This is a genomic window from Kitasatospora sp. NPDC051702 (assembly GCF_040681575.1).
Lineage (GTDB): Bacteria > Actinomycetota > Actinomycetes > Streptomycetales > Streptomycetaceae > Kitasatospora.
In genome coordinates, this window is sequence record NZ_JBFAZB010000008.1 from 103,007 (window position 1) to 127,270 (window position 24,264).

A 24,264-nucleotide genomic window follows, 5' to 3' on the forward strand; every position below is an offset into this window, starting at 1 on the left:
ATCGATCCCCCCGCCCCGAATGCCCAGGATGAAGGGCATGAACGGAATGACGACAGCCGCCGTCGGGGCGGCACGGGACGAGGCCGCGGACGCGGCACTGACCGGTGAGGGGCTGCACCGGGAGTACGGCCGCGGCGCGGCCGCGGTGAGGGCGCTGCGCGGGGTCACGGTGGCCTTCGCGCCGGGCACGTTCACGGCCGTGATGGGCCCCTCCGGCTCCGGCAAGACGACCCTGCTGCACTGCCTCGCCGGCATGGACCGCCCCACCCGGGGCACCGTCCGGTGGGGTGCGACGGAGGTGTCGGGGCTCCCCGAGCGGCGGCTCGCCGCGCTGCGCCGCACCCGGGTCGGCTTCGTGTTCCAGGCCTTCAACCTGATGCCCGCGATGACCGTCGCGCAGAACGTGGCACTGCCCGGGCGGCTCGCCGGGGCCCCGCCGGAGCGGGCCCGGGTGCTGGAGGCGCTCGCCCGGGTCGGGCTGGCCGGGCGCGAACGGCACCGGCCCGGGCAGCTCTCCGGCGGGCAGCAGCAGCGGGTCGCGATCGCCCGGGCCCTGGTCACCCGCCCCGCCGTGCTGTTCGCGGACGAGCCCACCGGCGCGCTCGACCGGGCGACCGGCCACGACGTCCTCGACCTGCTGCGCGCCGGCGTGGACGAGGACGGGCGCACCTGCGTGATGGTCACCCACGACCCGGTGGCCGCCGGCTACGCGGACCGGGTGCTGCTGCTGGCCGACGGACTGCTCGTCGACGAACTCGACCGGCCGAGCCCCGGACGGGTCGCCGAGCGGCTCGCCCGGCTGGGCGGGTGAGCGCGATGGGTACCGTCCTGCCCCTGGCCGTCGGTCAGATCCGGCGCCGGCCGGCCTCGTTCGTCGGGCTGGCGGTGGCACTGCTGCTGGCGGTGGCCACCCTGACGCTGTTCGGCTCGCTGGTCGCCGCACAGGCCGCCGCCCCGCCCGCGGTCTCCCGGACACCCGTCGACGGCCCGGGCGTGATGCTGATCGCCGGGGCGTTCGGCGAGATCGCCGTGCTGGTCGCCCTGTTCGTCGTGGTCAACGCGCTGGGCTTCACCGTCCGTCAGCAGTTCCGCGACCTCGCCCTGCTGCGCACCGTCGCGGCCACTCCGCGGCAGGTGCGCCGGCTGCTGCGGGCGCAGGTCACGGCGACGGTCCTGCTGGTCGCGGCACCCGGGTGGGCGGTCGGCGCCCTCGCCGCGCGGGGCTTCCTCGGCGCACTCCAGCGGCGCGGGATGGCCGCACCCGGCCTGCGGATCCCCGGCGCGCCGGTCGCGATGGCGGTCGCGCTGGGCGTCGCGCTGCTGGTCGGCCTGGCCGCCACCGCGCTCGGGGCCCGGCGGATCACCCGCCCCACCCCGGCCGCGGCGCTGACCGCCGACACGGCCGGGCAGCGGCGGACGGGCGTGCTGCGGCTGCTCGCCGGGGTGGCCGTGCTCGCGGGCGGGGCGCTGCTGCTGAGGCTCGCGGCCACCAGGGCCCCCGGGGAGGTGGACAAGGCGGGGCAGGCGACGATGCTCGGCGCGCTGGTGCTGCTCGTCGGGCTGGCCCTGCTCGGGCCGCTCGCCGCCCGGGTCCTGGCCACCGTGCTCGGGGCGCCGGTGCGGGTGCTCGCCCCGCGGGTGGGCTGGCTGGCCGACGCCAACCTGCGCGGCTACGCGGCCCGGTCGTCCTCCGCGGTGGTGCCGGTCGCGCTCCTGGTCGGGCTGTCGGGCACCATGCTGATCATGACGAGCACCGCGGAGCGGGCGGCCGGGGCGGCCGGGATCGCCACCGGCGTCACCCGGGCCACGGACGTCTGGCTGCGCGGGGCGGAACTGGGCATGCTGGTCTGCTTCGCCGCGGTGTCGACCGTCAACACGCTGGTCGCGCTGACGGCCGACCGGCGCCGCGAGTTCGCGCTGCTGCGGCTGGTCGGGGCGACCAGGCGCCAGCTGCTGCGGATGCTGGCCGTCGAGGCGGTCCTGACCACCGCGGTGGGCGTGCTGCTCGGCTCGGCGGTGGCGGCCACCGCCGCGGGCGCCTTCGCCCGGTCGGTCACCGGCTCGGTGGTGCCGGCGGTCCCGATCGCGGCCTGCGCCTGGGTCCTCGCGGGCGCGGCGGCGCTGACCGTCCCGGGGATCCTGGGCACCGGCCTGCGCGCCGTCGGCGGCCGGGTGCCGGAGGCGGTCGGCGGTGAGCGGGAGTGAGCGCGGGCGGGCGGCGCGGCGGGTCGGCTCGCCGATGGTGGGCCGAGGAAGCGGTGAGGAGTGGTGAGGAGCGGTGAGGTGGCTGGTGGCCGAACGACGGCGGTACCTGTCGGCGCGGGGCGGGGACGTGGCGTTCGCGCTGCTCGGGCTGCCGATCGGGGTGCTGGGCGGGGTGTACGCCGTCGCCGTCCTCTACGCGGGCGCGCTGCTCTCGCTCACCGTGGTCGGACTGCCGTTCGTGGTCGTGGCGCTGCTCGGCGCGCGCGGGCTGGGCGGGCTGCACCGGCGGCTGGTCGGGCGCCTGCTCGCCGAGCGGGTGCCCGCCCCGGGGGCACGGCCCCGGCGATCCGGGGTGTTCGCCAGGGGCGGGGCGGTGCTGGCCGATCCGGTGGCCTGGCGGGCCCTGCTCTACCTGCTGCTGCGGCTGCCGCTCGGGGTGCTCGGCTTCCTGGTGGTGGTCGGTCTGCCGCTCGCGGCGCTCTGGCTGACGGGGTTCCCGCTCTGGGTGCGGCTGCTGGAACCGGGGCCGAGGGCGGTGGACCTCCTGGACGTGGCGGCGGCGCCGGTCGGGCTCGCGGTGCTGGCCGCGGTGCCGGCCGCACTGCGCGGCGTGAGCGCCGCCGATCGTGGTCTGGCCCGGCTGCTGCTCGGCCCGGTGCGCTCGCAGCAGCGGGTGGGCGAGCTGAGGGCCGCCCGGGCCACCCTGCTGGCGGAGAACGCGGACCGCCTGCGCCGCCTCGAGCGTGACCTGCACGACGGCACCCAGGCCCAGCTGGTCGCGCTCGCCATCACCCTCTCGCTCGCCGACGACGCCCTGGGCGCGGCGGCCCCGGGCACCGGCGCGGCGGGTGACGGCCTCACCGGCGTCCCGGACGGGAGCACCGGGGCCGCCGGGGCCGGGGTGCCGGACGCCGCCCGGTTGCGGACGCTGGTCGACCGGGCCCGCCGCCAGACCGACGACACCATCGGCGGTCTGCGCAGGCTCACCCGGGGCATCCACCCGGTGGCGCTGGACGGCGGCCTCGCGGAGGCGCTGCCCGGTCTCACCGCCACGTCGCCGGTGCCGGTCGCCGTACGGCTGGACCTGCGGGAGCGGCCCGACGCGGCGATCGAACAGGCCGTCTACTTCTGCGCCGCCGAGCTGCTGACGAACGTGGCCAAGCACAGCGGCGCGACGGCGGCGGAGCTGACGGCGGGCTCGACCGGCGGGCGGGTCCGGCTGTCGGTGCACGACGACGGCCGCGGGGGCGCCGCGCCGACGGCCGGATCGGGGCTGGCCGGTCTCGCGGAGCGGCTCTCGGCGGTGGACGGCGTGCTGCGGGTGGACAGCCCGCCGGGCGGCCCGACGACCGTCACCGCCGAACTGCCCGTCCGTCTGTGACGAACCCGCAGGGGTGGCGGACCCGGGCCCGTGGTGCGTGCCGGACCACGCCCCGCGCCGGACGTCCTCAGCCGCCGCTCTCGGCGAGGTAGGTCAGGACGGCCTTGACCCGGCGGTTGTCGGCGTCGGTGGCCGGCAGGTCGAACTTGGTGAACACGGCGGCCACGTGCTTCTCCACCGCCCGCTCCGAGACCACCAGCAGGCCGGCGATCGAGCGGTTGGAGTGGCCCTGCGCCATCAGTTCCAGCACCTGGCGCTCGCGCGGCGTGAGCGTGTCCACCCGGCTGCGCCGCCCGCCGTGCAGCAGCCCGTTGACGATCTCCGGGTCGAGCGCCGTGCCGCCGGCGGCGACCCGCTGCAGGGCGGAGACGAACTCCGAGGTGCGGGCGACGCGTTCCTTGAGCAGGTAGCCGATGCCGGAGGCTCCACCGGCGAGCAGCCGGGCCGCCCACGCGGTTTCGACGTGCTGGGAGAAGACCAGGATGCCGACCTCGGGCGCGGCCGTGCGGATCTCGACGGCGGCGCGGATGCCCTCGTCGGTGTGGGTGGGGGGCATCCGGATGTCGACCACGGCGACGTCGGGCCGGTGCCCGGTGACGGCGGCGAGGAGGTCGGGCGCCGTCCCGGCGGTGGCGACCACGGCACAGCCGCGTGCGGTGAGGAGTTCGACCATTCCGTCCCGGAGGATCACGGAGTCCTCGGCGAGCACGACGCGGAGCTGCTTGTCGATCATGACGCCATTATCGGGGGCGGGCGGGGGCCGTCGCCCGCCCGTCCCCGCCACCGGTGGTTGACGGTCGGTCAGTACGTGTCGGTCAGTGTGTGTCGGCCCGCCGCCCGCGCCAGGCCCGCACGCCGGGGGCGACCTCGACCACCTCCGAGGGGTAGGCCTCCCGGACGCGCTCCAGCAGGGCGTGCTGCTCGTCCAGCCAGCCCGGGGCGGGGGACAGGACGACCCGGAGGGTGACGCCGGACTCCTCGGCGTCGGAGACCGTCACCCACACGCCGCCGGGCCGGCCGGGCTCGATGCGCAGCTCCGGCCCGTGCTCCTCGTCCAGCCAGCGCACCGCCTCACCCCGGGCGAGACGCTCCAGTGATGCTTCCCAGTCCAGGAGTTGACGTCGCGTCACCAGTGTGACGAAGTGCCCGCGGGCGGCGTCGGCGGTCACGGTGATCTCGCAGTCCAGCCAGTCGTGGCCGAGCAGCGAGCCGGGGGCGTGCCGCCCCAGTACCCGGACCCGTACGCTCCGGCCGCCGGTGCGCCCCTCCCTGCCGGGGGCGTCGTCGGTGCCCGGCCGGTCGGCCAGTCTGATCAACTCGTTCTGCTGCGAAGCGACTTCACGCACTGTCTACTCCCGGTAACAGTGGATCCAAGGGCTGACATCCTCGCGCAGGCGTTCGCCCGGTGCCAGTCCGTGGCGGGGGTTCGTCCCCGATGCGCCGACGGCCCGTCCGACCGGGGAGGTCGGGCGGGCCGTCGGGGGCGCCGGAGGGGACGGACGGCCGGGCGGGCCGTCGGCGGCGCCGGGCCGGTCGGGCGGGTACGGAGCGGTAGCGGCGGGCGGTGCGCCCCTCCCGGCCGGGGGCGGTCAGTGCCCGTCGGCGTGGCCGGTCAGGACCGTGGTGAAGATCGGCTCGCCGTGCTGGTAGCCGCTCACCGTCGTGGTGATGGCGTCCCGGTCGGGCCCGGGCGTGTGGCGGGCGGTGATCGTGGTGGGGGCGTCGTGCTCGGCGTACCGGTGGTAGGTGGTGGCGGCGGAGGCCGGGGTGACGGTGGTCGGTGAGACGAGCGCGTTGGCCGCCTGGCGGGCCGCCTCCAGCAGGACCATGCCGGGGATGTGGTCGTTCGCGTGGTCGAAGAGGATGGGGTGGCGCAGGTCGGGGGTGAGGTGCCACGTCGCGGGGGTGTCGGCCGGGGTCAGCACGACGTCGCAGGGGCGGAGCCGGCCGACCCGCCCGGGAGCCAGCGGCTCGGTGGTGACGGCGGGTGCCGGTGCCCGGTCGGCCTCGCGGCGGGCGCCGCGCAGCCGCCGGTAGGTGGAGTCGGGCACGGTGGTGAACCGGGCGTGGCCGGCGGCGGCCAGCTGGGGGCCGCGCCGCAGGACGGTGTTGAGGGTGAAGTCGACGGTGCTGCCGGTCCGGCGGGCCCGCGGGACCAGTCTGACCTCGATGGTGAGGTCGGTGGGCGTCGAGCCGATGAACAGGTGGCGCGGGCGGGTGGTGTAGTCGAGGTTCCACATCATGAACTTGTGGTCGAGGGGCACGCCGAACCGGGTGTGGGCGAGGTAGATGCCGGCCTGGCGGATCGTTTCAGCGGCCTGGAGCGGGTCGTGGTGGGTGCCGTCCGGGGTACTGAAGAAGGTGTGGGCGCGCGGCCACTGTGCGCTGACCGTGAAGGTGGTCTCGTTCAACTGCTCGCTGCCGGTGAGGAAGACCTCGGCGTGGCAGGCCCGGTGGACGTACTCCTTGGCAACGGTCGTGGTCAGGCGCGGTGCCGGGGCGGTCTCGCCGGCCGGGGCGGCCGGGTCGGCGGTGAGGCCGGGCGTGCTGCCGGGGGTCGCGCCGGTGGCGCGGGCGTCGGCGGGGGCGCGGTAGGCAAGCAGAGTCATGGGAGCGCTCCGGAAGGCCGTGACGGGCGGGGTGGGCTGCTCAGGGCTCGTAAGATACGTACCTTCCGGTTTGGTTTTCAAGGCGCCCGAACGAAGGTTCGTTGGCGGCCGAGCGTGCCCGCGCGGTGGCTCGGAGTGGCGGCCGGTGGTCGCAGGCCTCGGCCGGGGGGTCGGTTCACCTGTCCTGACCTGCGGGGGAGTGGGTGTGGATCGCGTGACAGGTTCATTATCACGAAAGGGTGTTCCGGGTGAAGGGCGACCGCAAGTGAGGGGGTGTCCTCCGTCTCTGCCTTCCCGCGGAGTGGCGCCGGTCGCCTGGGAGTCCCATACCGTCCACGCGGTTTTCCCTCGCCCCGGGGTGGTGGACGCGACTCCGCCTCGAGGGATCGGCGACTGACCGGCGGGTAAGATACGGGGTGTTTGGTTTTGTTTGCCGAGCGTTGCGGGCGGGGTGGTGGCGGTGGTGCGGCAGGAACGGGCGGTCCGGACGCGTCGGCTGATCCTGGAGGCGGCGGCCTCGGTCTTCGATGAGTACGGGTACGAGGGGGCGACCATCGGCGAGGTGGTCGCCCGCGCGGGCGTGACCCGCGGCGCGGTGTACTTCCACTTCGCGTCGAAGCGGGAGCTGGCCCAGGGTGTCGTCGAGGAGCAGTTCGGCAGTGACGAGATCCCCGAACGGCACTGCAAGCTGCAGGAGTTCGTCGACCTCGGCATGGTCGTGGCGCACCTGATGCCGCGCGACCCGCTGCTCAGTGCGGGGGCCCGGCTCTCGCTCGGCCAGGACGACTTCGGCGACCTCGGCGGCGGGGCCGCCCCCGGGTGGATCAGTCGGGCGGAGGCCGTGCTGGCGGCGGCGGGCGAGCGGGGCGAGTTGCTGCCGCACGTGCAGCCGGACGAGACGGCCTGGCTGGTCACCGGAGCCTGGACGGGCGTGCAGATCCAGTCCCAGAAGATGTCCGGCCGGGCGGACCTGGAGCGCCGGGTGGCGGCGCTCTACCAGCACCTGATGCCGAGCATCGCGGTGCCCGGGGTGCTGGCCACTCTCGACCTGGCGGCGGACCGCGGCGGGCGGGTGGCGGCCGAACTGGCCTCGTCCCGTGCGGGCGTCGAGGGCTGAGGCCGGCCGCCGCCCCGGCGCCTCCCGCTCGCCGCCCCGGCGACCCCGCTGCTCTCTGCGCCCCAGTCTTCCCCGCCCGCTCCGGGCGCTGTGGGGGCCGATCCTCCGTTCAAAAACAAACAGCGCGTTCGGTTTTGTATTGACAAACCGCCCGTCCTGTTTTTGGATGTGCGGCGGGTGCTCCACCCCCGCGGCCGGCCGGTCGCACGGCGGCGGAGTACCGGCCGGCCGGTGGCCGTCGGGGTCGCCGATCCGTCTGGATAGGGGTGGTCATCATGGAGATCCGGGTGCTGGGGGCCTTGGAGGTCCGGGTCTGTGGGCAGTCGGTGGTGCCGTCGGCGCCGAAACCGCGCCAGGTGCTCGCCCTGCTGGCCCTGCGGGCCGACCAGGTCGTGCCGGCGCGCGCCCTCGCCGACGAGCTGTGGTCCGGCCGGCTGCCGCGCAGTGCGCGCACCACGGTGCAGACCTACGTGCTCCAGCTGCGCGACCTCATCGACCGTGCGCTGGAACGGAGTTGCGACACCCCGGCGGGGCTGGGCGCCAAGGACGTCCTGACCACCCTGCCGGGCGGATACCGGCTGAACAGCGACGGCGGGCGGGTCGACCTCCGGGAGTTCGACCGGTTGGCCGGCACGGGCTACCGCGCCATGGACGGCGGGGACTTCCCGCTCGCCGCCCGGCAGCTGGCGGAGGCGCTGGGCCACTGGCGCGGCCCGGCCTTCGCCGACGTCCCGCTCGGCGGTCAGCTGGGGGTGGAGGCGAAGCGGTTGGAGGAGACCCGGCTCTGTGCGCTGGACCAGCGGATCGAGGCGGACCTGCGGCTGGGCCGGCACCGGGTGCTGCTCGCCGAACTGACCGTGCTGGTGGACCGCTACCGCACCCACGAGAGCCTGCACGGCCAGTACATGATCGCCCTGCACCGCTCCGGCCGGCGCGGCGAGGCGCTGGAGGCCTACCAGCGCCTGCGCAACACCCTCGTCCGGGAACTGGGCATGGAGCCCTCCGCCGGACTGCGGCGGCTGCAGCGCTCCATCCTGCTCGCCGGCCCCGACCGCGCCGACCAGGAACGCCCCGCGGCCGTCGACGCCCCCGTGGCCCCCGTGCCCTCCCCGGACCCGGCGCCGGTCCGGGGCACCCGGCTCACCCGGGTCGGCTGACCCGGGTCGGCGGGCGCCGGGGCCCGGCCCGCCCGTCGCGTCCGCCCCCGCCGGCCGCGCCCGCCCGGCGTCACCCGGACGGCGGCCGGCCCGGCGCACGGGCCGGGCCCCGGTGCGGCACGCCCGGCGGGAATCCTCGGACAGGCCCTACGATCGGAAGGAGATCTTCCGAATGTCCGCATGGTCGCCGAGACGGAAGCCAGGTCGCCGATGGCCCCGGGCCCGAGGTCCGCGCAGTGGCCGCCGTACGTGCGGTTCGCGCCGTGGTGCCTGATCCTCGCCGGGCTGGTCTGGAACGCGCTCGACCCGGCCGACTACTGGGGCGATCCGATGCTCGCGGCCGCCGCCGTACTGGCCGGCGCGCTGCTGACGCTGCGGGACGTCCTCGCGGTGGGCGCCGCCAACGTGGCCGGCATCCTCGTGCTGGGCGTGCAGGACGGGACGATCGGCACCCGGGCGGGGTACCTGGAGCTGGCGAACACGGTGTTCGCCGCCCTGCTCGGGGTCTGGGTGAACCGCGTGGTGGACCGGTACGGGCGACGCCTGGAGCGGGTGCGCTCGGTGGCCGAGGCCGCGCAGCGGGCGGTGCTGCCGGAGCCCCCGGCCCGGGTGGGGCGGCTGTCCGTCGCGGCCTGCTACCGCGCCGCCCAGACCGAGGCGCTGATCGGCGGCGACGCCTACGCGCTGCAGGAGACGGCGTTCGGCGTGCGGGTGCTGATCGCGGACGTGCGGGGCAAGGGGCTGCAGGCGGTCGGGGCGGTGTCGGTGCTGCTGGGTGCCTTCCGGGAGGACGCGCACCGCGCGCCGGACCTCGCGGCGCTGGCCGACGGCCTGGAGCGCGCGCTGGTGCGGGAGAGCGGCCTGCTGGCGGAGGAGGTGCGGCTGGAGGGGTTCATCACCGCGTTGCTGGTGGAGTTCCCGCCGGGCGGGGACGTCGTGCGCACCCTGGACTGCGGGCATCCCGGCCCCTACCTGCTGGGCGGCGGGGAGCCGATGCGCCGACTGGACGCCGCGGACCCGGGGCTGCCGCTGGGCATGGGGTCGCTGGGCGTGGCGCGCCCGGCTCCGGAGGCGTGGCCGTTCCCGCGGGGCCGGACGCTGCTGCTGGTGACGGACGGGGTGACCGAGGCCCGGGACGCGGCGGGGGAGTTCTACGAGCCGCTGCACGGGCTGGGGCCGCTCGGTCCGTTCGACGGTCCGCAGGGCGTCGTCGACGCGCTGGTGGCGGATGTCGAGCGGTGGGTGGGTGGTCCGCGGGACGACGACATGGCGGTGCTGGCGGTGACCCGGCGCCGGGCGGACTGAGCGGCGCCGGGTGGACTGGGCGGCGCCGGGCGGACTGGGCGGGGCCGGGCGGGGCGTGCCGCTGGCGGCGCCCGGCCGGGGCGTTCGGGCAGGTCACCGCGCCGTCCGCGGAATCGGTGGGTTGTAGTCCTTGACGGCCGGCGGCGGCGCGGCCGGTATCACGATCAGATGACGGAGGGTCAGCGCTTCACGTAATCCGGCCAAGTTGAGCGGGGGCGTCCGATGGCCGGAATGCCGATGCCCGGATAGCGGACTCCCGTCTGGACGTGCCGCCGCCCGGCCGAGGCGCCCCGCGGCCGGGCGGATTCCTGCTGGCAGACGGGCTGCCCGGGGCGTCCGGCGGGTTCGTCGGGGGCCGCCGCGGGGTCGTGGGCGGAGCTCGGAGGGCTGGCGTGATCCGGCCGATCCCCGGTTCGTCCGGAAACGGACCCGGCGGTTGCCCGGCGGTGAAGGGGTGGCCGAGAGTCGCACTGATGAACGAGACGCCAAGCCCCAGCCCGACCCGCCTGTTCGGACACCGCGACTTCCGGCTCCTGCTCACGGGAGCCGCCGCGGCCCAGACGGGCAGTCAGGTCACCCTGGTGGCGCTGCCGCTGGTCGCGGTGGTGGTGCTCGATGCCACCCCCTTCGAGGTCGGCCTGCTGACCGCCGCCGAGACCGCCGCGTTCCTGCTGGTCGGCCTCCCGGCCGGGGCCTGGCTGGACCGGATGCGCAAGCTGCCGGTGCTGATCCGCGCCGACGTGGTGCGCTGCCTGGCCGTCGGCTCGATCCCGCCGGCCGCGGCGCTCGGCGTGCTGACCATGGCCCAGCTCTACCTGGTGGCGCTGGTCACCGGGGTGGCCACGGTCTTCTTCGACGTCGCCCACCAGTCCTTCCTGCCGTCGGTGCTGCCGCGCGAGCAGCTGGTCGGGGGCAACGGCGCGATCGAGACGGTCCGCTCCTCGGCCCAGATCGTCGGGCCCGGGCTCGGCGGCGGGCTGGTCCAACTGCTCGGCGCGTCGATCGCCATCGTCGCCGACGCCGTCGGCTACCTGGCCTCCGCGCTGCTGCTCGCCCGGATCCGGGTCGAGGAGCCGCGCCCGGAGCCCGATCCGGGCGCCTCGCTGCGTGCCGAGGTCGCCGAGGGCGTCCGCTTCGTGCTCGGACACCCGCTGCTGCGGGCGATCGCCACGGCCACGGCGGTGTCCAACCTGTTCGGCGCCGTCCTGGCCGCCGTGCAGACGGTGTTCTGGGTGCGGGTGCTCGACCTGGCGCCGGGTGCCATCGGCGTGCTGCTGTCGGCCTCCGCCGTCGGCGGACTGGCCGGGGCGCTGTGCGCGGGTCGGCTGGCCGCCCTGGTCGGCCAGGCCCGGCTGATCTGGCTGGCCACCGTGGTGACGGCGCCGTTCGCGGTGCTGTGGCCGTTGTCCGGCCGGGGCGCGGGCGTGCTGCTGTTCGGCATCGCCTCGGCGGTGGTGCTGTTCGGCGCGGTCGCCTACAACGTCGCCCAGGTCAGCTTCCGGCAGAGCCTGTGCCCGCCGGAGCTGCTCGGGCGGATGAACGCCACCATGCGCTTCCTGGTCTGGGGCACGCTGCCGCTCGGTGCCCTGGTCGGCGGCGCCGTCGCCGACGCGGCCGGGCCGCGCGCCGCGCTCTGGCTCTGCGCGGCCGGCTTCCTGATCGTCCCGGTGCCCCTGCTGCTGTCACCGCTGCGCGGCATGCGGGACCTGCCGACCACCGGGGCCGCCGCGACCACCGGGGCAGCCACCGGAGCCGACCCGAGCACCGGAGCCGACGCCGCCACCGCGGCCGCGCCCGCCACCGGGGCCGCTGCGACCACCGCGGCCGACCCGGCCGCCACCACCGGGGCCACCACCACGGGGTCCGCCACCGCCGCCGGGGCGGCCGAGCAGGAGCCCGCCGCGCGCCCGGCCCCCTGACCCCGACCCGAACCGACACCGGAAACCGGAGACCGTTCCGTGCCCGCCAGCATCACTGCCGCCTACCTCGCCCGGTACCGCTCCGCCGCCGCCGACGCCACGACGGACCTCCTCCCGCTCACCGGCGCCCAACGGCGCTTCCTGATCACCCGCCGCCTCGCCGCCGCGGGCCGCCCCGACGTCGTCCCGCTGTTCTTCGCCTACCCGCGCGGCACCCTCGACCTTGACCGGCTGGGCCGCGCGGCCGCCGCCACGGCGGCCCGCCACCCCGCCCTGTGCGGGGGCTTCGCCACCGTCCGCGGCACGCCCGTGCTCCGGGTCGGCGGCCCCTCCGCCGCGGCCGGGGCGGTCCCCGTCGCCCCCGGCGGCACCGCCCGCTCGGCCCTGCGCGAGGCCCTGCTGGACTGGCCCGCCGACGGGCCCGCCCTGCGCCTGCTGGTGGCCCGGGAGCCGGACGGCGAGGAGGAGCTGCTCGCCGTCGCCGTCGACCACGCGGCCTGCGACGAGCAGTCGCTCGGCATCCTGACGGCCGACCTCACCGAGGCCTACGCCCGCGACGAGGCACCCGCGACCGCGCCGGACCGGGCCGCCCTGGACGGCTACCGCGAAGCCGTCGAACGCCAGCTGGCGGCCGAGGACGCCGCCGCCGGGGCGGCCGCGCAGGCCCACTGGGGCCGTCGGCTCGGCGGCCTGAGCGGTGCCGGCGGCGGCGCCGCCCCCACCACCGGCATGCTCAGCCACCGGCTGCCCGCCGCCGAGGGGGCCGCCCGCAGCGCCGTCTTCCCCGCGCTGCTGGACGCCACCGCGGTCGCCGCGCACCGGCTGCACGGCCCGGTCGGGCCGCTCGCCCTCGGCTACCCGTGGGGCGGCCGCCCGCCGGGCGCAGCGCCCGTGCTGGGCTGCTTCCTCAACACCCTCGTCCACCCGGCCGACCCCGGGGCCGCCGCCCTCGACGACCTCGCCGACGCCTGGTGGGACGACCTCGACCACGCCGACACCCCGTTCGACGAACTGGTCCGGGCCGCCCGCACGGCCGGCGCGCCCTGGACCGGCGCGCTGGACGGCATGCTCACCCTGGAGGACCTGCACCGCCGGCCGCCGCTGGTGCTCGGCGGGGTGCCCGGCCGGGAGACCCACCTCGCCGGGCGGCCGCTCGCCGCACCGCTCGCCGTCGCCGCCTCGCACGGCGACGACCTGCTGGTGAGGCTCGCCTGGGACCGCGAACGGTTCCCTGAGGCCACCGCCCGGGCCGCCTTCGAGGACCTGCTGGCGACGCTGCGCCGCCACCTGCACGCGGCCTGACCCGACCCCGACCGGAGACCCGCCGCGCACCGACCGACGGACCGCGACCGGAGAGCCGCCGCCCACCGACCGACGGACCCCGACCGTCCCGGACCCCGACCCGCCGGACCCGACCCGACGGACCCCCGACCGTCCCGGACCCTCACGCCACCGACCGCCGGACCGCGCCACCACCCCGGCACGCCCGGCCCCGGCCGGGGCGGACCACCCCACACCGCCCCGCCACCGCAGTACCACCACGCCCACCACACAAGGGAGTCCCCGATGTTCCCGCTCTCCTCCTCGCAGGAGATCGTCTGGCTGCACGAGCAGATGCTGCCCGGCAGTCGCGCGTACAACTTCACCGCCGTCCTCGACCTCTGGGGAACCCTCGACGAGGACGCGCTGCACGCCGGCCTGACCGCCGTGCTCGCCCACCACCCCGGCCTGCGCCTGGAGCTGGTCGCCCGCGCCGAAGGGCTGCCCGGCCAGCGGGTCGCCGCACCCGGCGAACCCCTGCTGCGCCGCAGCGACTTCACCGCCGAGGCCGACCCGGAGGGCGCGTTCCGCACCCTGCTGGCCGCCGAGGCCGAGGAGCCGCTGGACACCTACCGGGCGCCGGTGCTGCGCTGGCACCTCGTCCGCCTCGGCGACGACCACCACCGGCTGATCCACGTCGAGCACCACCTCGTCCACGACGGCCACTCCTTCGCGATCCTGCTGCGCGACCTCTTCACCGTCTACCGAGCCCACGTCCTCGGCGAGACCTACGAGCTGCCCGCCGCGCCCTCGTACGAGGAGCACGCGCGCACCGCCGTCGACCCGGACGCCCGCGAGCGCGCCCTCGCCTTCTGGCTGCGCGAACTCGCCGACGCCCCGCGCGAGGTCACCCTGCCCGGACTGGCCCGGCCCGGCGCGGTGCGCCGCCACCGCGGCGGCCAGCTGCGCCAGTCGATCGGCGCCGACCTCGCCGAGCGGCTGCGCACCCGCAGCAAGGAGGACGGCCACACCCCGTTCAGCACCCTGCTCGCGCTCTTCGCCGAACTGCTGCGCCGCCACAGCGGCCACCGCGAGCTCGTCGTCGGCACCGCCGTCGGCAACCGCCCGGCCGGCTTCGAGGGCACCGTCGGCATGTTCGTCAACACCGTCCCGCTGCGCCTGCGGCTGGACCCGGCCGCCCCCGGCACCGAGGCCGTGGACGAGGTCACCGACGTCCTGCTGCGCGCCCTCCCGTACCAGGACCTGCCGGTCCAGGAGCTGACCCGCCGGCTCGGCCTGCACACCGGCGGCGCCGACAACCCGCTGTTCAACGTCATGTTCAGCGCGCACGACGCCGCCCTGCCGGACGTCCAGGCCCCCGACCTCGACGTCTCGCTGTACGAGGGCTTCAACACCGGCACCACCCGCTTCGACCTCGACCTGGTGCTGCTGCCCGACGACCGCCGGGTGGTCGGCGAGAAGCACGGCGCCGCCGGCATGACCCTGGTCTGGGACTACGACGCCGACCTCTTCGGCGAGGCCGAGGCCACCCTGCTCTCCGAGCGCCTGCTCGAACTGCTGCGCCGCTACCTCGACGCGCCGGACGCGCCGCTCGCCGCGCTCGACCCCGCCCCGGCCGCCGCGCCCGCCACCGCCGTGACGCCCGCCGGTCTCGACCCGGCCGCCGCCCACGACCCCGGCGCGCTCGCCCTGCTGGCCGGCACCGAGCGCATCAGCTACGGCGAACTCGACCGCCGCGTCAACCAGTTGGTCGAACGGCTGCGCGCCGCCGGGGTGCAGCCCGGCCAGCCGGTGGCCACCGTCCTGCCGCGCGGCACCGACAGCGTCGTCGCCCTGCTGGCCTGCCTGCGCCACGGCGCCGTGTACGCGCCGCTGTCCTCCGAGGACCCGGCCGCCCGGCTCGGCCTGCTCCTGGAGCGGCTCGCCCCGGCGCTGGTGCTCGCCACCCGGCAGAGCGCGCTCGCCCTGCCCGTCGAGGGCGTCACCCCCGCCCTGCTGGACGGCCCGGCCTTCCCCAAGGCCGAACCGGCCGCCGTCCTGAACGGCGCCGCCTACCTGATCCACACCTCCGGCTCCACCGGCGTGCCCAAGCCCGTCCTGGTCGGGCGCGAGGCGCTCGCCGGGTACGTCGCCGCGATCACCGACCGCTACGAGCTCACCGCAGCCGACCGGGTGCTGCTGTTCGCCCGGCCCTCCTTCGACGTGGCCCTCGAGGAGGTGCTGCCCGCGCTCTGCGCAGGCGCCGCCCTGGTGGTGCCCCAGCGCGAGGTCCCCACCGGCCCCGAGCTGGTCGCCGTGCTGGCCGCCCGCGGCGTCACCGTCGCCAACCTGCCGACCAGCTACCTGCTCGCCGTCCGCGAGGACCTGCGCGAGGCGCTGCGCGACGGCCGGTGGAACCCCCGGCTGCTCGTCCTCGGCGGCGAGCGGCTGCCCGCCCGCGCGCTGGCCGGGCTGACCGAGGCCACCACCGTGCTGAACGCCTACGGCGTCACCGAGGCCACCGTCACCTCCACCGTCCACCAGGTCGGCGCCGCCGACCTCACCGAGGACGGCGAGATCCCGCTCGGCGCCGAGCTCGACGGCGTGCGCCTGCACGTCCTGGACGAGACGCTGCGCCCGCTGGCGGCCGGCTGCGTCGGCGAACTCGCCGTCGGCGGCGCCCTGCTGGCCGACGGCTACCTCGGCCTGCCCGAGCCCACCGCCGCCCGCTTCGTCACCGTGCCCGCCCTCGGCGGCGAGCGCGTCTACCGCACCGGCGACCGCGGCTACCGCGACCTGCGCGGCCGGCTCTCCTTCCTCGGCCGCGCCGACAACCAGGTCAAGCTGCGCGGCCACCGGATCGAGCTGGAGGAGATCGAGGCCGCCGCCTCCGCCGAACTCGGCGGCCGCTCCTGCGCGGTGGTCCTGCACACCGACCCGCAGTCCGGCCCCCGCCTGGTGGGCTTCCTGGAGGGCGCCGACCGCCCCGACCAGGCCGCCCTGCACGCGGCCCTCGCCCAGCGGCTGCCCGGCGGGCTCGTCCCCGCCACCTGGACCGCCGTCGAGGCGATGCCCACCCTGCCCGGCGGCAAGCCCGACCGCGCCGCCCTCGCCCGCCTCGCCGACGAGGCCGCGGCCGAGCCCGAGCCCGAGTCCGCCGCGACCAGCGCCTTCACCGACCCCGGCCAGCAGCTGGTCGCCGCGGCCTGGCGCGAGGTGCTCGGCCACGACCGCTTCACCGCCGACTCGCACTTCTTCGAGGTCGGCGGCCACTCGCTGCTCGCCGCCCAGCTCGCCGCCTGGCTGGAGCCGCACCTGGGCAGCCGCCCGCCGCTGCGCACCCTGTTCCGCCACGCCGTCCTGGCCGACCAGGCCCGCGCCCTCACCGGCCAGAACTGAAAGGCAGCGTCCCCGTGACCGCCCCCTCCGCCGTCCTGGAAGACGGCCACCGCGAACTCGTCGAGGCCTTCGAGAGCTTCGTCCGCCGCGAACTCGTCCCGCTGGCCGCCGAACTCCCCGAGACCGCCGACGAGATCCCGTCCGACCTGCGGGCCTACGTCCGCAAGCGCTCCGCCGCCCTCGGCTTCTACGCCGGCGACTACCCCGAGGAGCTCGGTGGCGCCGACATGCCGTTCACCGCCGTCGTGCTGCTGCACCACGCCGCCGGACGCAGCGGCTGCCCGCTCGCGCCGTACGCCCTGGCCGGCTCCGACGGCCCCAGCCCGCTGCTGCGGCACGGCACGCCCGAACAGATCGAGCGCCACCTCGTCCCGCTGGTGCGCGGTGAGCAGACCCGCTGCCTCGCCCTCACCGAGCCGCACGCCGGCTCCGACGCGTTCCGCCTCACCACCACCGCCGTGCGCACCGCCGACGGCTGGGTGCTCAACGGGCGCAAGACCTTCGTCAGCAACGCCGGCCACGCCGGCATCGCCCTGGTCGTCGCCGCCACCGACCTCGGCGACGGCGCCGGGCCCACCGCCGGCGCCACCGCCTTCGTGCTCCCCATGGACCAGCCGGGCCTGCGCCTCGGCCAGCGCTACGAGGGCATGTCCGGCGAGCCGCTGTTCGAGCTGCTGCTCGACGGCGTCACCGTCACCACCGAGGCCGTGATCGGCGGCGAGGAGGGCGTCGGCGCGGCCACCGCCCTCGCCATGGACAGCCTCTCCCGGGGCCGCCTGGTCGTCGCCGCGATGTGCAACGGCATCGCCGAGTACGCGCTGCGCGTCGGCCTCGAGTACGCCCGCGAGCGGCGCGCCTTCGGCCGCGTGATCGGCGAGTACCAGCACGTCCAGGAGCACCTGGTCGCCACCCGGGCCGAGGTGGAGTGCTCCAAGCTGCTCACCCTCGCCTGCGCCCGGCTCGTCGACGAGGGCACCGAGGCGCCCGAGAACGCGGCGCTCGCCAAGCTCACCGCCTCCGAGACCGCCGTCCGCGCGGTCGACCGCTCGCTCCAGGTGCACGGCGCCACCGGCTGGGTGCGCGGCCACCCGCTGGAGTTCCTGTACCGCTACGTGCGGATGACCACGATCATCGAGGGGACCTCCGAGGTCCAGAAGGTGATCGTCGCCCGGGCCATGGGCCTGAACTGACGAACCGTCGAGACCTGGAGACGATGATGGAAAACCTGAGCATCGGGTACGGCCGTCCGCACCAGGACGGTGCGGTCCTGGACCTGTTCACCACCTGGGCGCACCGCACCCCGGACGCCCCCGCCCTGATCGACGGCGCCCGCACCCACAGCTACGCCGAACTCGACCGCCTCGCCGACGCCGTGGCCGACGAACTGCGCGACCGGGTCCGCCCGGGCGACCTCGTCGGCGTCTGCCTCGGCCACTCGGCCGCCCTCGCCGCGGTCACCCTGGCCACCGCCAAGCTCGGCGCCGTCCACCTGCCGCTCGGCCCCCGCCCCGGCGAGCGCCGGCTGCAGGCCGTCGCCGAACAGCTGCGGCCCGCCTGCCTGGTCGGCGACCCGGCGGTGCTGCCCGAGGGCGAGCACCGGACGCTGGACCTCGACCTCGGGGACACCCCCGTCGCCGTCGCCCTCGTCCCCGGCGAGCAGGTGCAGGTCCCGGCCGGCACCCACTACGCCGTCCTCACCTCCGGCTCCACCGGCACGCCCAAGGCCGTCGCCGTCGGGGAGCCCGCGCTCGGCGCGCTGCTCCAGTGGTACCGCGAGCTGGCCGGCCTCGGCCCCGGCGAGCGGCACAGCCTGCTGATCGGCGTCGCCTTCGACCCGCACGTGATGGAGCTGTGGGCCACCCTCACCTCCGGCGCCGCGCTCGTCGTCGCCCCCGAGGCCGTCCGCTGGGACTCTGGTGCGCTCGCCGACTGGTGGCGCGAGGCCGGCATCACCGCCGCCGTCCTGCCCACCCCGCTCGCCGAGCCCCTGCTGGCCCGGCCCTGGCCGCGGGGGCTGGCGCTGCGCCACCTCACCGTCGGCGGCGACCGGCTGCGCCGCGCCCCCGGCCCGGACGTCACCGCGACCGTCCACAACGCCTACGGGCCCGCCGAGGCCACCGTCACCACCACCGTCCACACCATGGCGCCCGGCGGCGACCACGGCACCGGCGCCCCGCCGATCGGGCTGCCGATCCCGGGCGCGGTCGTCCTGGTCACCGACCCGGACGGCCGGCCGGTGCCGCGCGGCGAGGCGGGCGAACTGCGCATCGGCGGCCGCGGCCTGGCCGCCGGCTACCTCGACCCCGAGCTGACCGCCCGCCGCTTCGTCGGCGTGCCGGCCGGCGTGGAGGGCGTCGACCGGCTCTACCGCTCCGGCGACCGGGTGGTGATGCGGGCCGACGGCGTCCTGGAGTTCCACGGCCGGCTCGACGACCAGGTCAAGGTCAGCGGGGTCCGGATCGAGCCCGCCGAGGTCGAGGCGGCCTTCGAACGGGACGGGCGGGTGCGCCGGGCCGTGGTCGCCGCCGCGACCTCGGCGGGCGTCACCCGCCTGCTCGCCTACGTCCAGACCGCCGCGGGATCCCCGGCGGGCGGCGCCGAGGACCTGCTCGCCGCGGTGCGGCCGTGGCTGCCGGAGCAGGCCGTCCCCTCGGCCGTCCGGATCGTCGACGCCTTCCCGCTGGACGCCAACGGCAAGGTCGACCGGGCCGCCCTGCTCGCCCTGGAGGAGGAGCGGGCTGCCGCGGCGCCGGACACCGAGGACGGCGACACTCCCACCGAGCGCACCGTGCTGCGGCTCTGCCGCGACCTGATCGGCCGAGCCGACCTCGGGCCGGCGGACAACTTCCTGGCCGCGGGCGGCAACTCGCTCGCCGCCGCCCGACTGCTGGAGGCCCTGGAGGCCGAGTACGGCGTCCGGCTGCGGGCACCCCTGGTGCTGCGCCAGCCCGACCTGCGGGCCGTCGCCCGGCTGGTGGAGGAACGGCGGCCGACGCCCGCCACCACCGCCTGACCGTCCGCCCGCAAGCACCTCCTGCGCAGGGCGCCCCGGCCGGCCCACCGGCCGGGGCGCCCGGAAGGGAACCACCATGCCCACCGCCACCCTCCCGGAACTCGTCGCCCGGCACGCCCAGGAGCGCCCCGACGCGCTCGCCGTGACCGACGGCGACACCGCCCTGACCTACGGCCAGCTCCTCGACGCGTCCGGCCGGCTGGCCGCCGCCCTGGCCGAGCGGGGGATCGGCCCCGGCAGCGCCGTCGGCCTGCTCTGCGCCCGCTCCACCCGCCTGGTCGTCGCCCAGCTGGCGATCTGGCGGGCCGGCGCCCACGCCGTCCCGCTCGACCCCGGCTACCCGCGCCCGCGCATCGCCGAGATGACCGGAGACGCCGGCGCCCACCTCGTCCTCGGGGACAAGACCCTCCTCGCCGAGGCCGGGCTGCCCGAGGAGCGCACCCTGGTGCTCACCGAGCACGGCGCCGAGACCGCCGCCCGCCCGGTGAGCGCGCCCGACGCCGCCGACCCGGACACCACCGCCCTGCTCTTCTACACCTCCGGTTCGACCGGCCGGCCCAAGGGCGTCCTCGTCCCGCACAGCGCCGTCGCCGACCTGGTCACCGCCGCCGACGCCGTGCCGCTCGGCCCCCGCGACCGGGTGCTCTTCCACTCCACCGTCAGCTTCGACGCCTCCACCTTCGAGGTGTGGGCCCCGCTCGCGCGCGGCGCCGCCGTCGCCGTCTCCCCGGCCGACCGGCCCACCGCCGAGGACCTCGTGCGCGACGTCGAACGGTTCGGCGTCACCACGCTGTTCATCACCACCGCGCTCTTCCACCACCTGGCCGCCCGGCAGTCCCGGATCTTCGGCGTGCTGCGCACCCTGGCCGTCGGCGGCGAGGCGCTGTCCCCCGAGTACGCCGGAGCGGTGCTGCGCGCCTTCCCCTGGCTCGAACTCCTCAACGTCTACGGGCCGACCGAGGCCACCACCTTCACCACCCTGCACCGGATCACCCCGGCCGACTGCACCGGCGGGCCCGTCCCGATCGGCCGGCCCTTCGGCGGCGCCCGCACCCTCGTCCTCGACGAGCGGCTCGACCCCGTCGCGCCGGGCACCGTCGGCGAACTGTGGATCGCCGGCGACCGGCTCGCCCGCGGCTACCTCGACCGGCCCGAGCTGACCGCCGAGCGCTTCCGCGACCTCCCCGGCACCGGCCGCGCCTACCGCAGCGGCGACCTCGTCCGCCAACGCCCCGACGGCGCCCTGGAGTTCCACGGCCGTACCGACGACCAGGTCAAGGTCCGCGGGTTCCGGATCGAGCCCGGCGAGGTCGAACACGCCCTGCTGCTCCTGCCCGAGGTCGCCGAGGCCGCCGTCGTGGTCCGCCGCGCCGGCCACCCCGACGCCGCCCTCACCGCCTGCCTCGTCCTCGCCGAGGGCAGCCGCGCCGCCGCCGACACGCTCCGCGCCCGCCTCGCCGACCGGCTCCCCGCCCACCTGGTGCCCACCGCCTGGCACGTCCTCGACGCGCTCCCGCTGACCGGCAGCGGCAAGATCGACCGCCGGGCCCTGGCCGCCGCGGACGGCGACACCCCGGCCGGCGGTCGGACGGCCGCCCCGCTCACCCCGATCCAGCAGGCCGTCGCCGACGCGTGGAGCCGCGCCCTGGAGCGACCGATCACCGACCCGGGCGCCGACTTCCTCGCCGAGGGCGGCCACTCGCTGCTCGCCATGTGGGTCGTCGACGACCTGCGCGAGGACCTCGGCGTGGAGCTCTCGCTCGCCGACTTCCTCGGCCACCCCACCGTCGCCGGGCAGGCCGACCTGCTCGAACGCGCCCTGCGCGCGGCGCACGACCACACTGCGGAAGGAGCCGCCCGATGAACGCCACCGAGCACCCGGCCGACGGGCAGCCGGCCGACGGGTACCCGATCGACGGGCAGCCGGCCGATGGTCAGCCGGTCGATGGTCAGGCGACCACGCCGCGTACGGACACCACGCCGTCCCCGGCCCCGCAGGCCGCCGGCGACCAGGCCGACCAGGCGGACCTGCTGCGCCGCGCCCGCCGCAACCGCCCCGCCGCCGCGCCGCGCCCGGCCGCCCCGGAGGACGGCCCCGCCCCGCTCTCCCACGCCCAGCAGCGGATGTGGCTGATGGAGCACCTCGGCCAGGGCGGCGCCCTCTACAACGTCCCGCTCGCCACCCGCCTGCGCGGACCGCTCGACCCCGCCGCGCTCGCCACCGCCCTCACCGGCCTCACCGAGCGCCACGCCGTCCTGCGCACCCGGTACGGCAGCCACGGCGACCAGCCCCACCAGCAGACCGACCCGGTCACCCCCGTGCCGCTGCGCACCGTCGACGCCACCTGGGAGGACGGCGCCGGCAACAACGCCCCGGCCCTGCTCGCCGCCGAGGCCGCCCGCCCCTTCGACCTCGCCGCGGGGCCGGTGCTGCGCGCCCTGCTCCTGCGCCACGGGCCGCAGGACCACACCCTGCTGCTGACCATCCACCACATCGCCGTGGACGGCGGCTCGCTGCCGGTGCTGGCCGCCGACCTCGCCGCCCTCTACGCCGCCGCACGCGACGGCCACGCCCCCCGACTCCCGCAGCCCGGGCCGACGTACGCCGAGTACGCCCGCGGCGAGCGGGCCCGCGACGCCGAGCTCACCGCCGCGGCCGACGCCCGCGCCGCCCGGCTCGCCGGGGCCCGCCCGCTGCCGCTGCTGCGCCCCGTCCCCGCCGGCGCCCGCGAACGCCGGGCCGCCCTGCACACCGCACCGCTCACCCCCGCCACCGTCGAGGGGCTGCGCCGGCTCGGCGCCCGGCACGGCGCCACCCTGTTCGCCGTCGTCCTGGCCGCCGCCTTCGCCACCCTCGCCACCGCCGCGGGCCGCACCGACCTCACCCTCGGCTGCGCCAGCGGCCAGCGGCTGCGGCCCGAACTGCGGCGCACCGTCGGCCTCGGGGTCAACACCCTCGCGGTGCGCACCGACCTCGCCGGCGACCCGACCTTCACCGACACCCTCGGCCTGGTCCGTGCCGCCCTGCTCGACGCCCAGCAGCACCACGAGGTGCCCTTCGACCTGGTCGTCGAGCGCCTCGGCAGCGCCGCCCGAGGGGCCGACGGCACCCCGCTGCTCTCCGTCAGCTGCGACCTCGTCCACCCCGCCGAGCCGCTCACGCTGCCCGGGCTCACCAGCGAGAACGTCGAACTCGACCTGGGGCTCGCCAAGTTCGGCCTCGCCCTGCTGGTCGAGGACGGCCCGCAGCCGCGCTGCCTGGTCCAGCACGACCGCGACGCCCTGGACGAGGCCACCGCCGGGCGGCTGCTGGACGCCTTCGCCCGGCTGCTCGGCGCCGTCGCCGAGGACGCCGACCGGCCGCTCTCGGCGCTCCCCGGCGCACTGCTGGCCGGCGCCCCGCACCCCGTCGTCAGCGCGCTGACCGCGGACCCCCGGGTGGTCGAGGCCGCCGTCGTCGAGGCCGCCGACGGCCCGCCGCTCGCCTACGCCGTGGTGCGCGGCCCCGTCGCCCCCACCGGCAGCGAGCTGCGCGCCGCCCTGCGCCGCCACCTCGCCCCCGGCCGACTCCCGCGCGCCGTCACCCTGGTGGACGCGCTGCCCCGGCTGCCCGACGGCACCCCCGACCGCGGCCGGCTGCCCGGCGCCACCCCGGCCGCCCCCGACGCCCGCGGCCCGCTCGACACCGTCCGGACGGCCTTCGGCGAACTCCTCGGCACCACCCCGGGAGCCGACGGCGACTTCTTCGCCCTCGGCGGCCACTCCCTGGTCGCCGTCCAGCTCGCCGAGCGCCTGCGCACCCGCACCGGACTGCCGCTCACCGGCCTGGACGTCCTGGAACAGCGCACCCCGCGCGCCCTCGCCGCGCTCCTCGCCACCCGCGAGGACGAGCGCCGCGCCGCCCGCGCCCGCACCGGGGCCCGCCCCGGCGCGAGCGCCCGCTCCCGGGCCGGCACCGTGCTGCTCACCGGCGCGACCGGCGGCGTCGGCGCCGCCGTCCTGCAGGAACTGATGGCCCAGGGCCGCCCCGTCCGGGCCCTGGTGCGCCCCGAGTCCGCACACCTGCCGGCCCTGCACGGCGCCGAACTCGCCGAGGGCGACCTCGCCGACCCGGACAGCCTGCGCCGCGCGGTCGAGGGCGTCGACGCCGTCATCCACGCCGCCTGCACCTTCACCGAGCACGCCGTCGACCTCGCCGCGATGCGCGCCCTCGTCGAGGGCTGGCGCGGCGGCCCGTTCGTCTTCGTCAGCAGCATCGACGCCTACGGGCGGCCGGCCGGCACCGACGTGGCCGAAGGCGGCCCGACCGGCGAGCCCGTCAGCCCCTACGGGCAGGCCAAGCTGGACTGCGAGCGGATCCTGTTCGAGGCCGCCGCGGCCCCCGACCGGGGCCCGGCCACCGTGGTGCGCGCCCCGATCGTCTGGGGCCCGCACCAGCGCCTGCGCGACCAGCTCCGCTGGGGCTCCACCGGCGCCCTCTACCAGGCCGCCCTGGCCGGCCGCCCGATCACCCTGCCGACCCCGGCGCCCGACGGCCGCCCCGGCTGGTACGGCGCGTCCTGGGTGCACGCGGCCGCCCTCGCCCGCGCCCTCGCGGCCTGCGTCGGCGAGCCGAACCCGGCGGCCGGGCGGATCGTCAACGCCGTCAGCGGGCACGTCTCCTGGACGGACTTCGGCACCGAACTGGTCCGCCTGCTCGGCTCCGCGAGCCCGCTCGACCTCCGGCCCGACGCCGACCCGGAGCTCCGCCGCCCCTGGCACTACCGCGCCGAGGCCCTGTCCGCAGCGCTCACCCCGGAGCCCGGGGAGGACTGGCGCAGCGTCCTGGCGGCGATGGTCGGCTGACCCCCGCCCACCCGGAGCCGCCACCCGGCGGCGGCTCCGGGCGGCGACCCTCCC

General features: G+C 77.2%; 16 protein-coding genes. 13 read left to right on the forward strand and 3 right to left on the reverse strand.

Features of this window, described 5'->3' with window-relative positions; all coding sequences use genetic code 11:
• The first annotated feature begins 46 nt into the window (after window positions 1-46).
• From AB0N04_RS09930 to AB0N04_RS09940, 3 genes are all read left to right on the forward strand, one after another.
• Complete coding sequence (locus AB0N04_RS09930) at window positions 47-811, forward strand: ABC transporter ATP-binding protein (RefSeq protein WP_360206565.1); 765 nt, start codon at window positions 47-49, stop codon at window positions 809-811.
• 5 nt (window positions 812-816) lie between these two features.
• Complete coding sequence (locus tag AB0N04_RS09935; protein WP_360206008.1) at window positions 817-2,205, forward strand: ABC transporter permease; 1,389 nt, start codon at window positions 817-819, stop codon at window positions 2,203-2,205.
• A 73-nt stretch (window positions 2,206-2,278) separates the two neighbouring features.
• On the forward strand, window positions 2,279-3,586 hold the full coding sequence (locus AB0N04_RS09940; protein ID WP_363363903.1) for a sensor domain-containing protein: 1,308 nt from the start codon (window positions 2,279-2,281) through the stop codon (window positions 3,584-3,586).
• Window positions 3,587-3,653: 67 nt separating this feature from the next.
• Here AB0N04_RS09940 and AB0N04_RS09945 read toward each other — a convergent pair whose 3' ends face one another.
• The 3 genes from AB0N04_RS09945 to AB0N04_RS09955 form a co-directional block, all read right to left on the reverse strand.
• Window positions 3,654-4,319 carry a response regulator transcription factor gene (locus AB0N04_RS09945; protein WP_360206002.1) on the reverse strand — a complete coding sequence of 222 codons (666 nt, stop codon included), beginning with the start codon at window positions 4,317-4,319 and terminating at the stop codon, window positions 3,654-3,656.
• Window positions 4,320-4,401: 82 nt separating this feature from the next.
• Window positions 4,402-4,932 carry a DUF5959 family protein gene (locus AB0N04_RS09950; RefSeq protein ID WP_360205999.1) on the reverse strand — a complete coding sequence of 177 codons (531 nt, stop codon included), beginning with the start codon at window positions 4,930-4,932 and terminating at the stop codon, window positions 4,402-4,404.
• 243 nt (window positions 4,933-5,175) lie between these two features.
• A complete protein-coding gene (locus AB0N04_RS09955) occupies window positions 5,176-6,195 on the reverse strand; it encodes a ScbA/BarX family gamma-butyrolactone biosynthesis protein (protein ID WP_360205996.1) in 1,020 nt (339 codons plus the stop codon).
• Between the two features lie 430 nt (window positions 6,196-6,625).
• On the opposite strand from AB0N04_RS09955, the gene AB0N04_RS09960 reads away from it, so the two are divergent.
• The 10 genes from AB0N04_RS09960 to AB0N04_RS10005 all read left to right on the forward strand — a co-directional run bounded on the left by AB0N04_RS09960 (window position 6,626) and on the right by AB0N04_RS10005 (window position 24,210).
• Entirely contained in the window at window positions 6,626-7,312 is a 687-nt protein-coding gene (locus AB0N04_RS09960; RefSeq protein WP_360205993.1) for a ScbR family autoregulator-binding transcription factor, read from the forward strand.
• Window positions 7,313-7,587: 275 nt separating this feature from the next.
• A complete protein-coding gene (locus AB0N04_RS09965; protein WP_363363907.1) occupies window positions 7,588-8,469 on the forward strand; it encodes an AfsR/SARP family transcriptional regulator in 882 nt (293 codons plus the stop codon).
• 180 nt (window positions 8,470-8,649) lie between these two features.
• A complete protein-coding gene (locus tag AB0N04_RS09970) occupies window positions 8,650-9,774 on the forward strand; it encodes a PP2C family protein-serine/threonine phosphatase (RefSeq protein ID WP_360221574.1) in 1,125 nt (374 codons plus the stop codon).
• A gap of 473 nt (window positions 9,775-10,247) precedes the next feature.
• Window positions 10,248-11,693, forward strand: coding sequence for an MFS transporter (locus AB0N04_RS09975; RefSeq protein ID WP_360221571.1), 1,446 nt, complete (start codon window positions 10,248-10,250; stop codon window positions 11,691-11,693).
• A gap of 39 nt (window positions 11,694-11,732) precedes the next feature.
• The gene (locus tag AB0N04_RS09980; RefSeq protein ID WP_360221568.1) at window positions 11,733-12,995 is read left to right on the forward strand and encodes a non-ribosomal peptide synthetase; all 1,263 of its coding nucleotides are present in this window, start codon (window positions 11,733-11,735) and stop codon (window positions 12,993-12,995) included.
• Window positions 12,996-13,259: 264 nt separating this feature from the next.
• Window positions 13,260-16,352 carry an amino acid adenylation domain-containing protein gene (locus AB0N04_RS09985; protein ID WP_360221565.1) on the forward strand — a complete coding sequence of 1,031 codons (3,093 nt, stop codon included), beginning with the start codon at window positions 13,260-13,262 and terminating at the stop codon, window positions 16,350-16,352.
• Between the two features lie 14 nt (window positions 16,353-16,366).
• Entirely contained in the window at window positions 16,367-17,542 is a 1,176-nt protein-coding gene (locus AB0N04_RS09990; protein ID WP_360221562.1) for an acyl-CoA dehydrogenase family protein, read from the forward strand.
• Between the two features lie 26 nt (window positions 17,543-17,568).
• Window positions 17,569-19,365 (forward strand): AMP-binding protein, encoded by a 1,797-nt coding sequence (locus AB0N04_RS09995; protein WP_360221560.1) that lies wholly within the window; start codon window positions 17,569-17,571, stop codon window positions 19,363-19,365.
• A 76-nt stretch (window positions 19,366-19,441) separates the two neighbouring features.
• On the forward strand, window positions 19,442-21,229 hold the full coding sequence (locus tag AB0N04_RS10000; RefSeq protein WP_360221559.1) for a non-ribosomal peptide synthetase: 1,788 nt from the start codon (window positions 19,442-19,444) through the stop codon (window positions 21,227-21,229).
• Window positions 21,226-24,210, forward strand: a complete 2,985-nt coding sequence (locus AB0N04_RS10005; protein WP_360221556.1) for a condensation domain-containing protein — start codon at window positions 21,226-21,228, stop codon at window positions 24,208-24,210. Before AB0N04_RS10000 ends, AB0N04_RS10005 begins: the two co-directional genes overlap by 4 nt.
• Window positions 24,211-24,264 lie beyond the last annotated feature (54 nt).

Excerpts from the sequence above, each read along its gene's own strand:
- AB0N04_RS09975 (WP_360221571.1), top strand. The coding sequence starts at position 10,248 with ATGAACGAGACGCCAAGCCCCAGCCCGACCCGCCTGTTCGGACACCGC.
- AB0N04_RS09930 (WP_360206565.1), top strand. The coding sequence starts at position 47 with ATGACGACAGCCGCCGTCGGGGCGGCACGGGACGAGGCCGCGGACGCG.
- AB0N04_RS09970 (WP_360221574.1), top strand. The coding sequence starts at position 8,650 with ATGGTCGCCGAGACGGAAGCCAGGTCGCCGATGGCCCCGGGCCCGAGG.
- AB0N04_RS10005 (WP_360221556.1), top strand. The coding sequence starts at position 21,226 with ATGAACGCCACCGAGCACCCGGCCGACGGGCAGCCGGCCGACGGGTAC.
- AB0N04_RS09935 (WP_360206008.1), top strand. The coding sequence starts at position 817 with ATGGGTACCGTCCTGCCCCTGGCCGTCGGTCAGATCCGGCGCCGGCCG.
- AB0N04_RS09995 (WP_360221560.1), top strand. The coding sequence starts at position 17,569 with ATGGAAAACCTGAGCATCGGGTACGGCCGTCCGCACCAGGACGGTGCG.
- AB0N04_RS09985 (WP_360221565.1), top strand. The coding sequence starts at position 13,260 with ATGTTCCCGCTCTCCTCCTCGCAGGAGATCGTCTGGCTGCACGAGCAG.
- AB0N04_RS09945 (WP_360206002.1), bottom strand. The coding sequence starts at position 4,319 with ATGATCGACAAGCAGCTCCGCGTCGTGCTCGCCGAGGACTCCGTGATC.
- AB0N04_RS09965 (WP_363363907.1), top strand. The coding sequence starts at position 7,588 with ATGGAGATCCGGGTGCTGGGGGCCTTGGAGGTCCGGGTCTGTGGGCAG.
- AB0N04_RS09955 (WP_360205996.1), bottom strand. The coding sequence starts at position 6,195 with ATGACTCTGCTTGCCTACCGCGCCCCCGCCGACGCCCGCGCCACCGGC.
- AB0N04_RS10000 (WP_360221559.1), top strand. The coding sequence starts at position 19,442 with ATGCCCACCGCCACCCTCCCGGAACTCGTCGCCCGGCACGCCCAGGAG.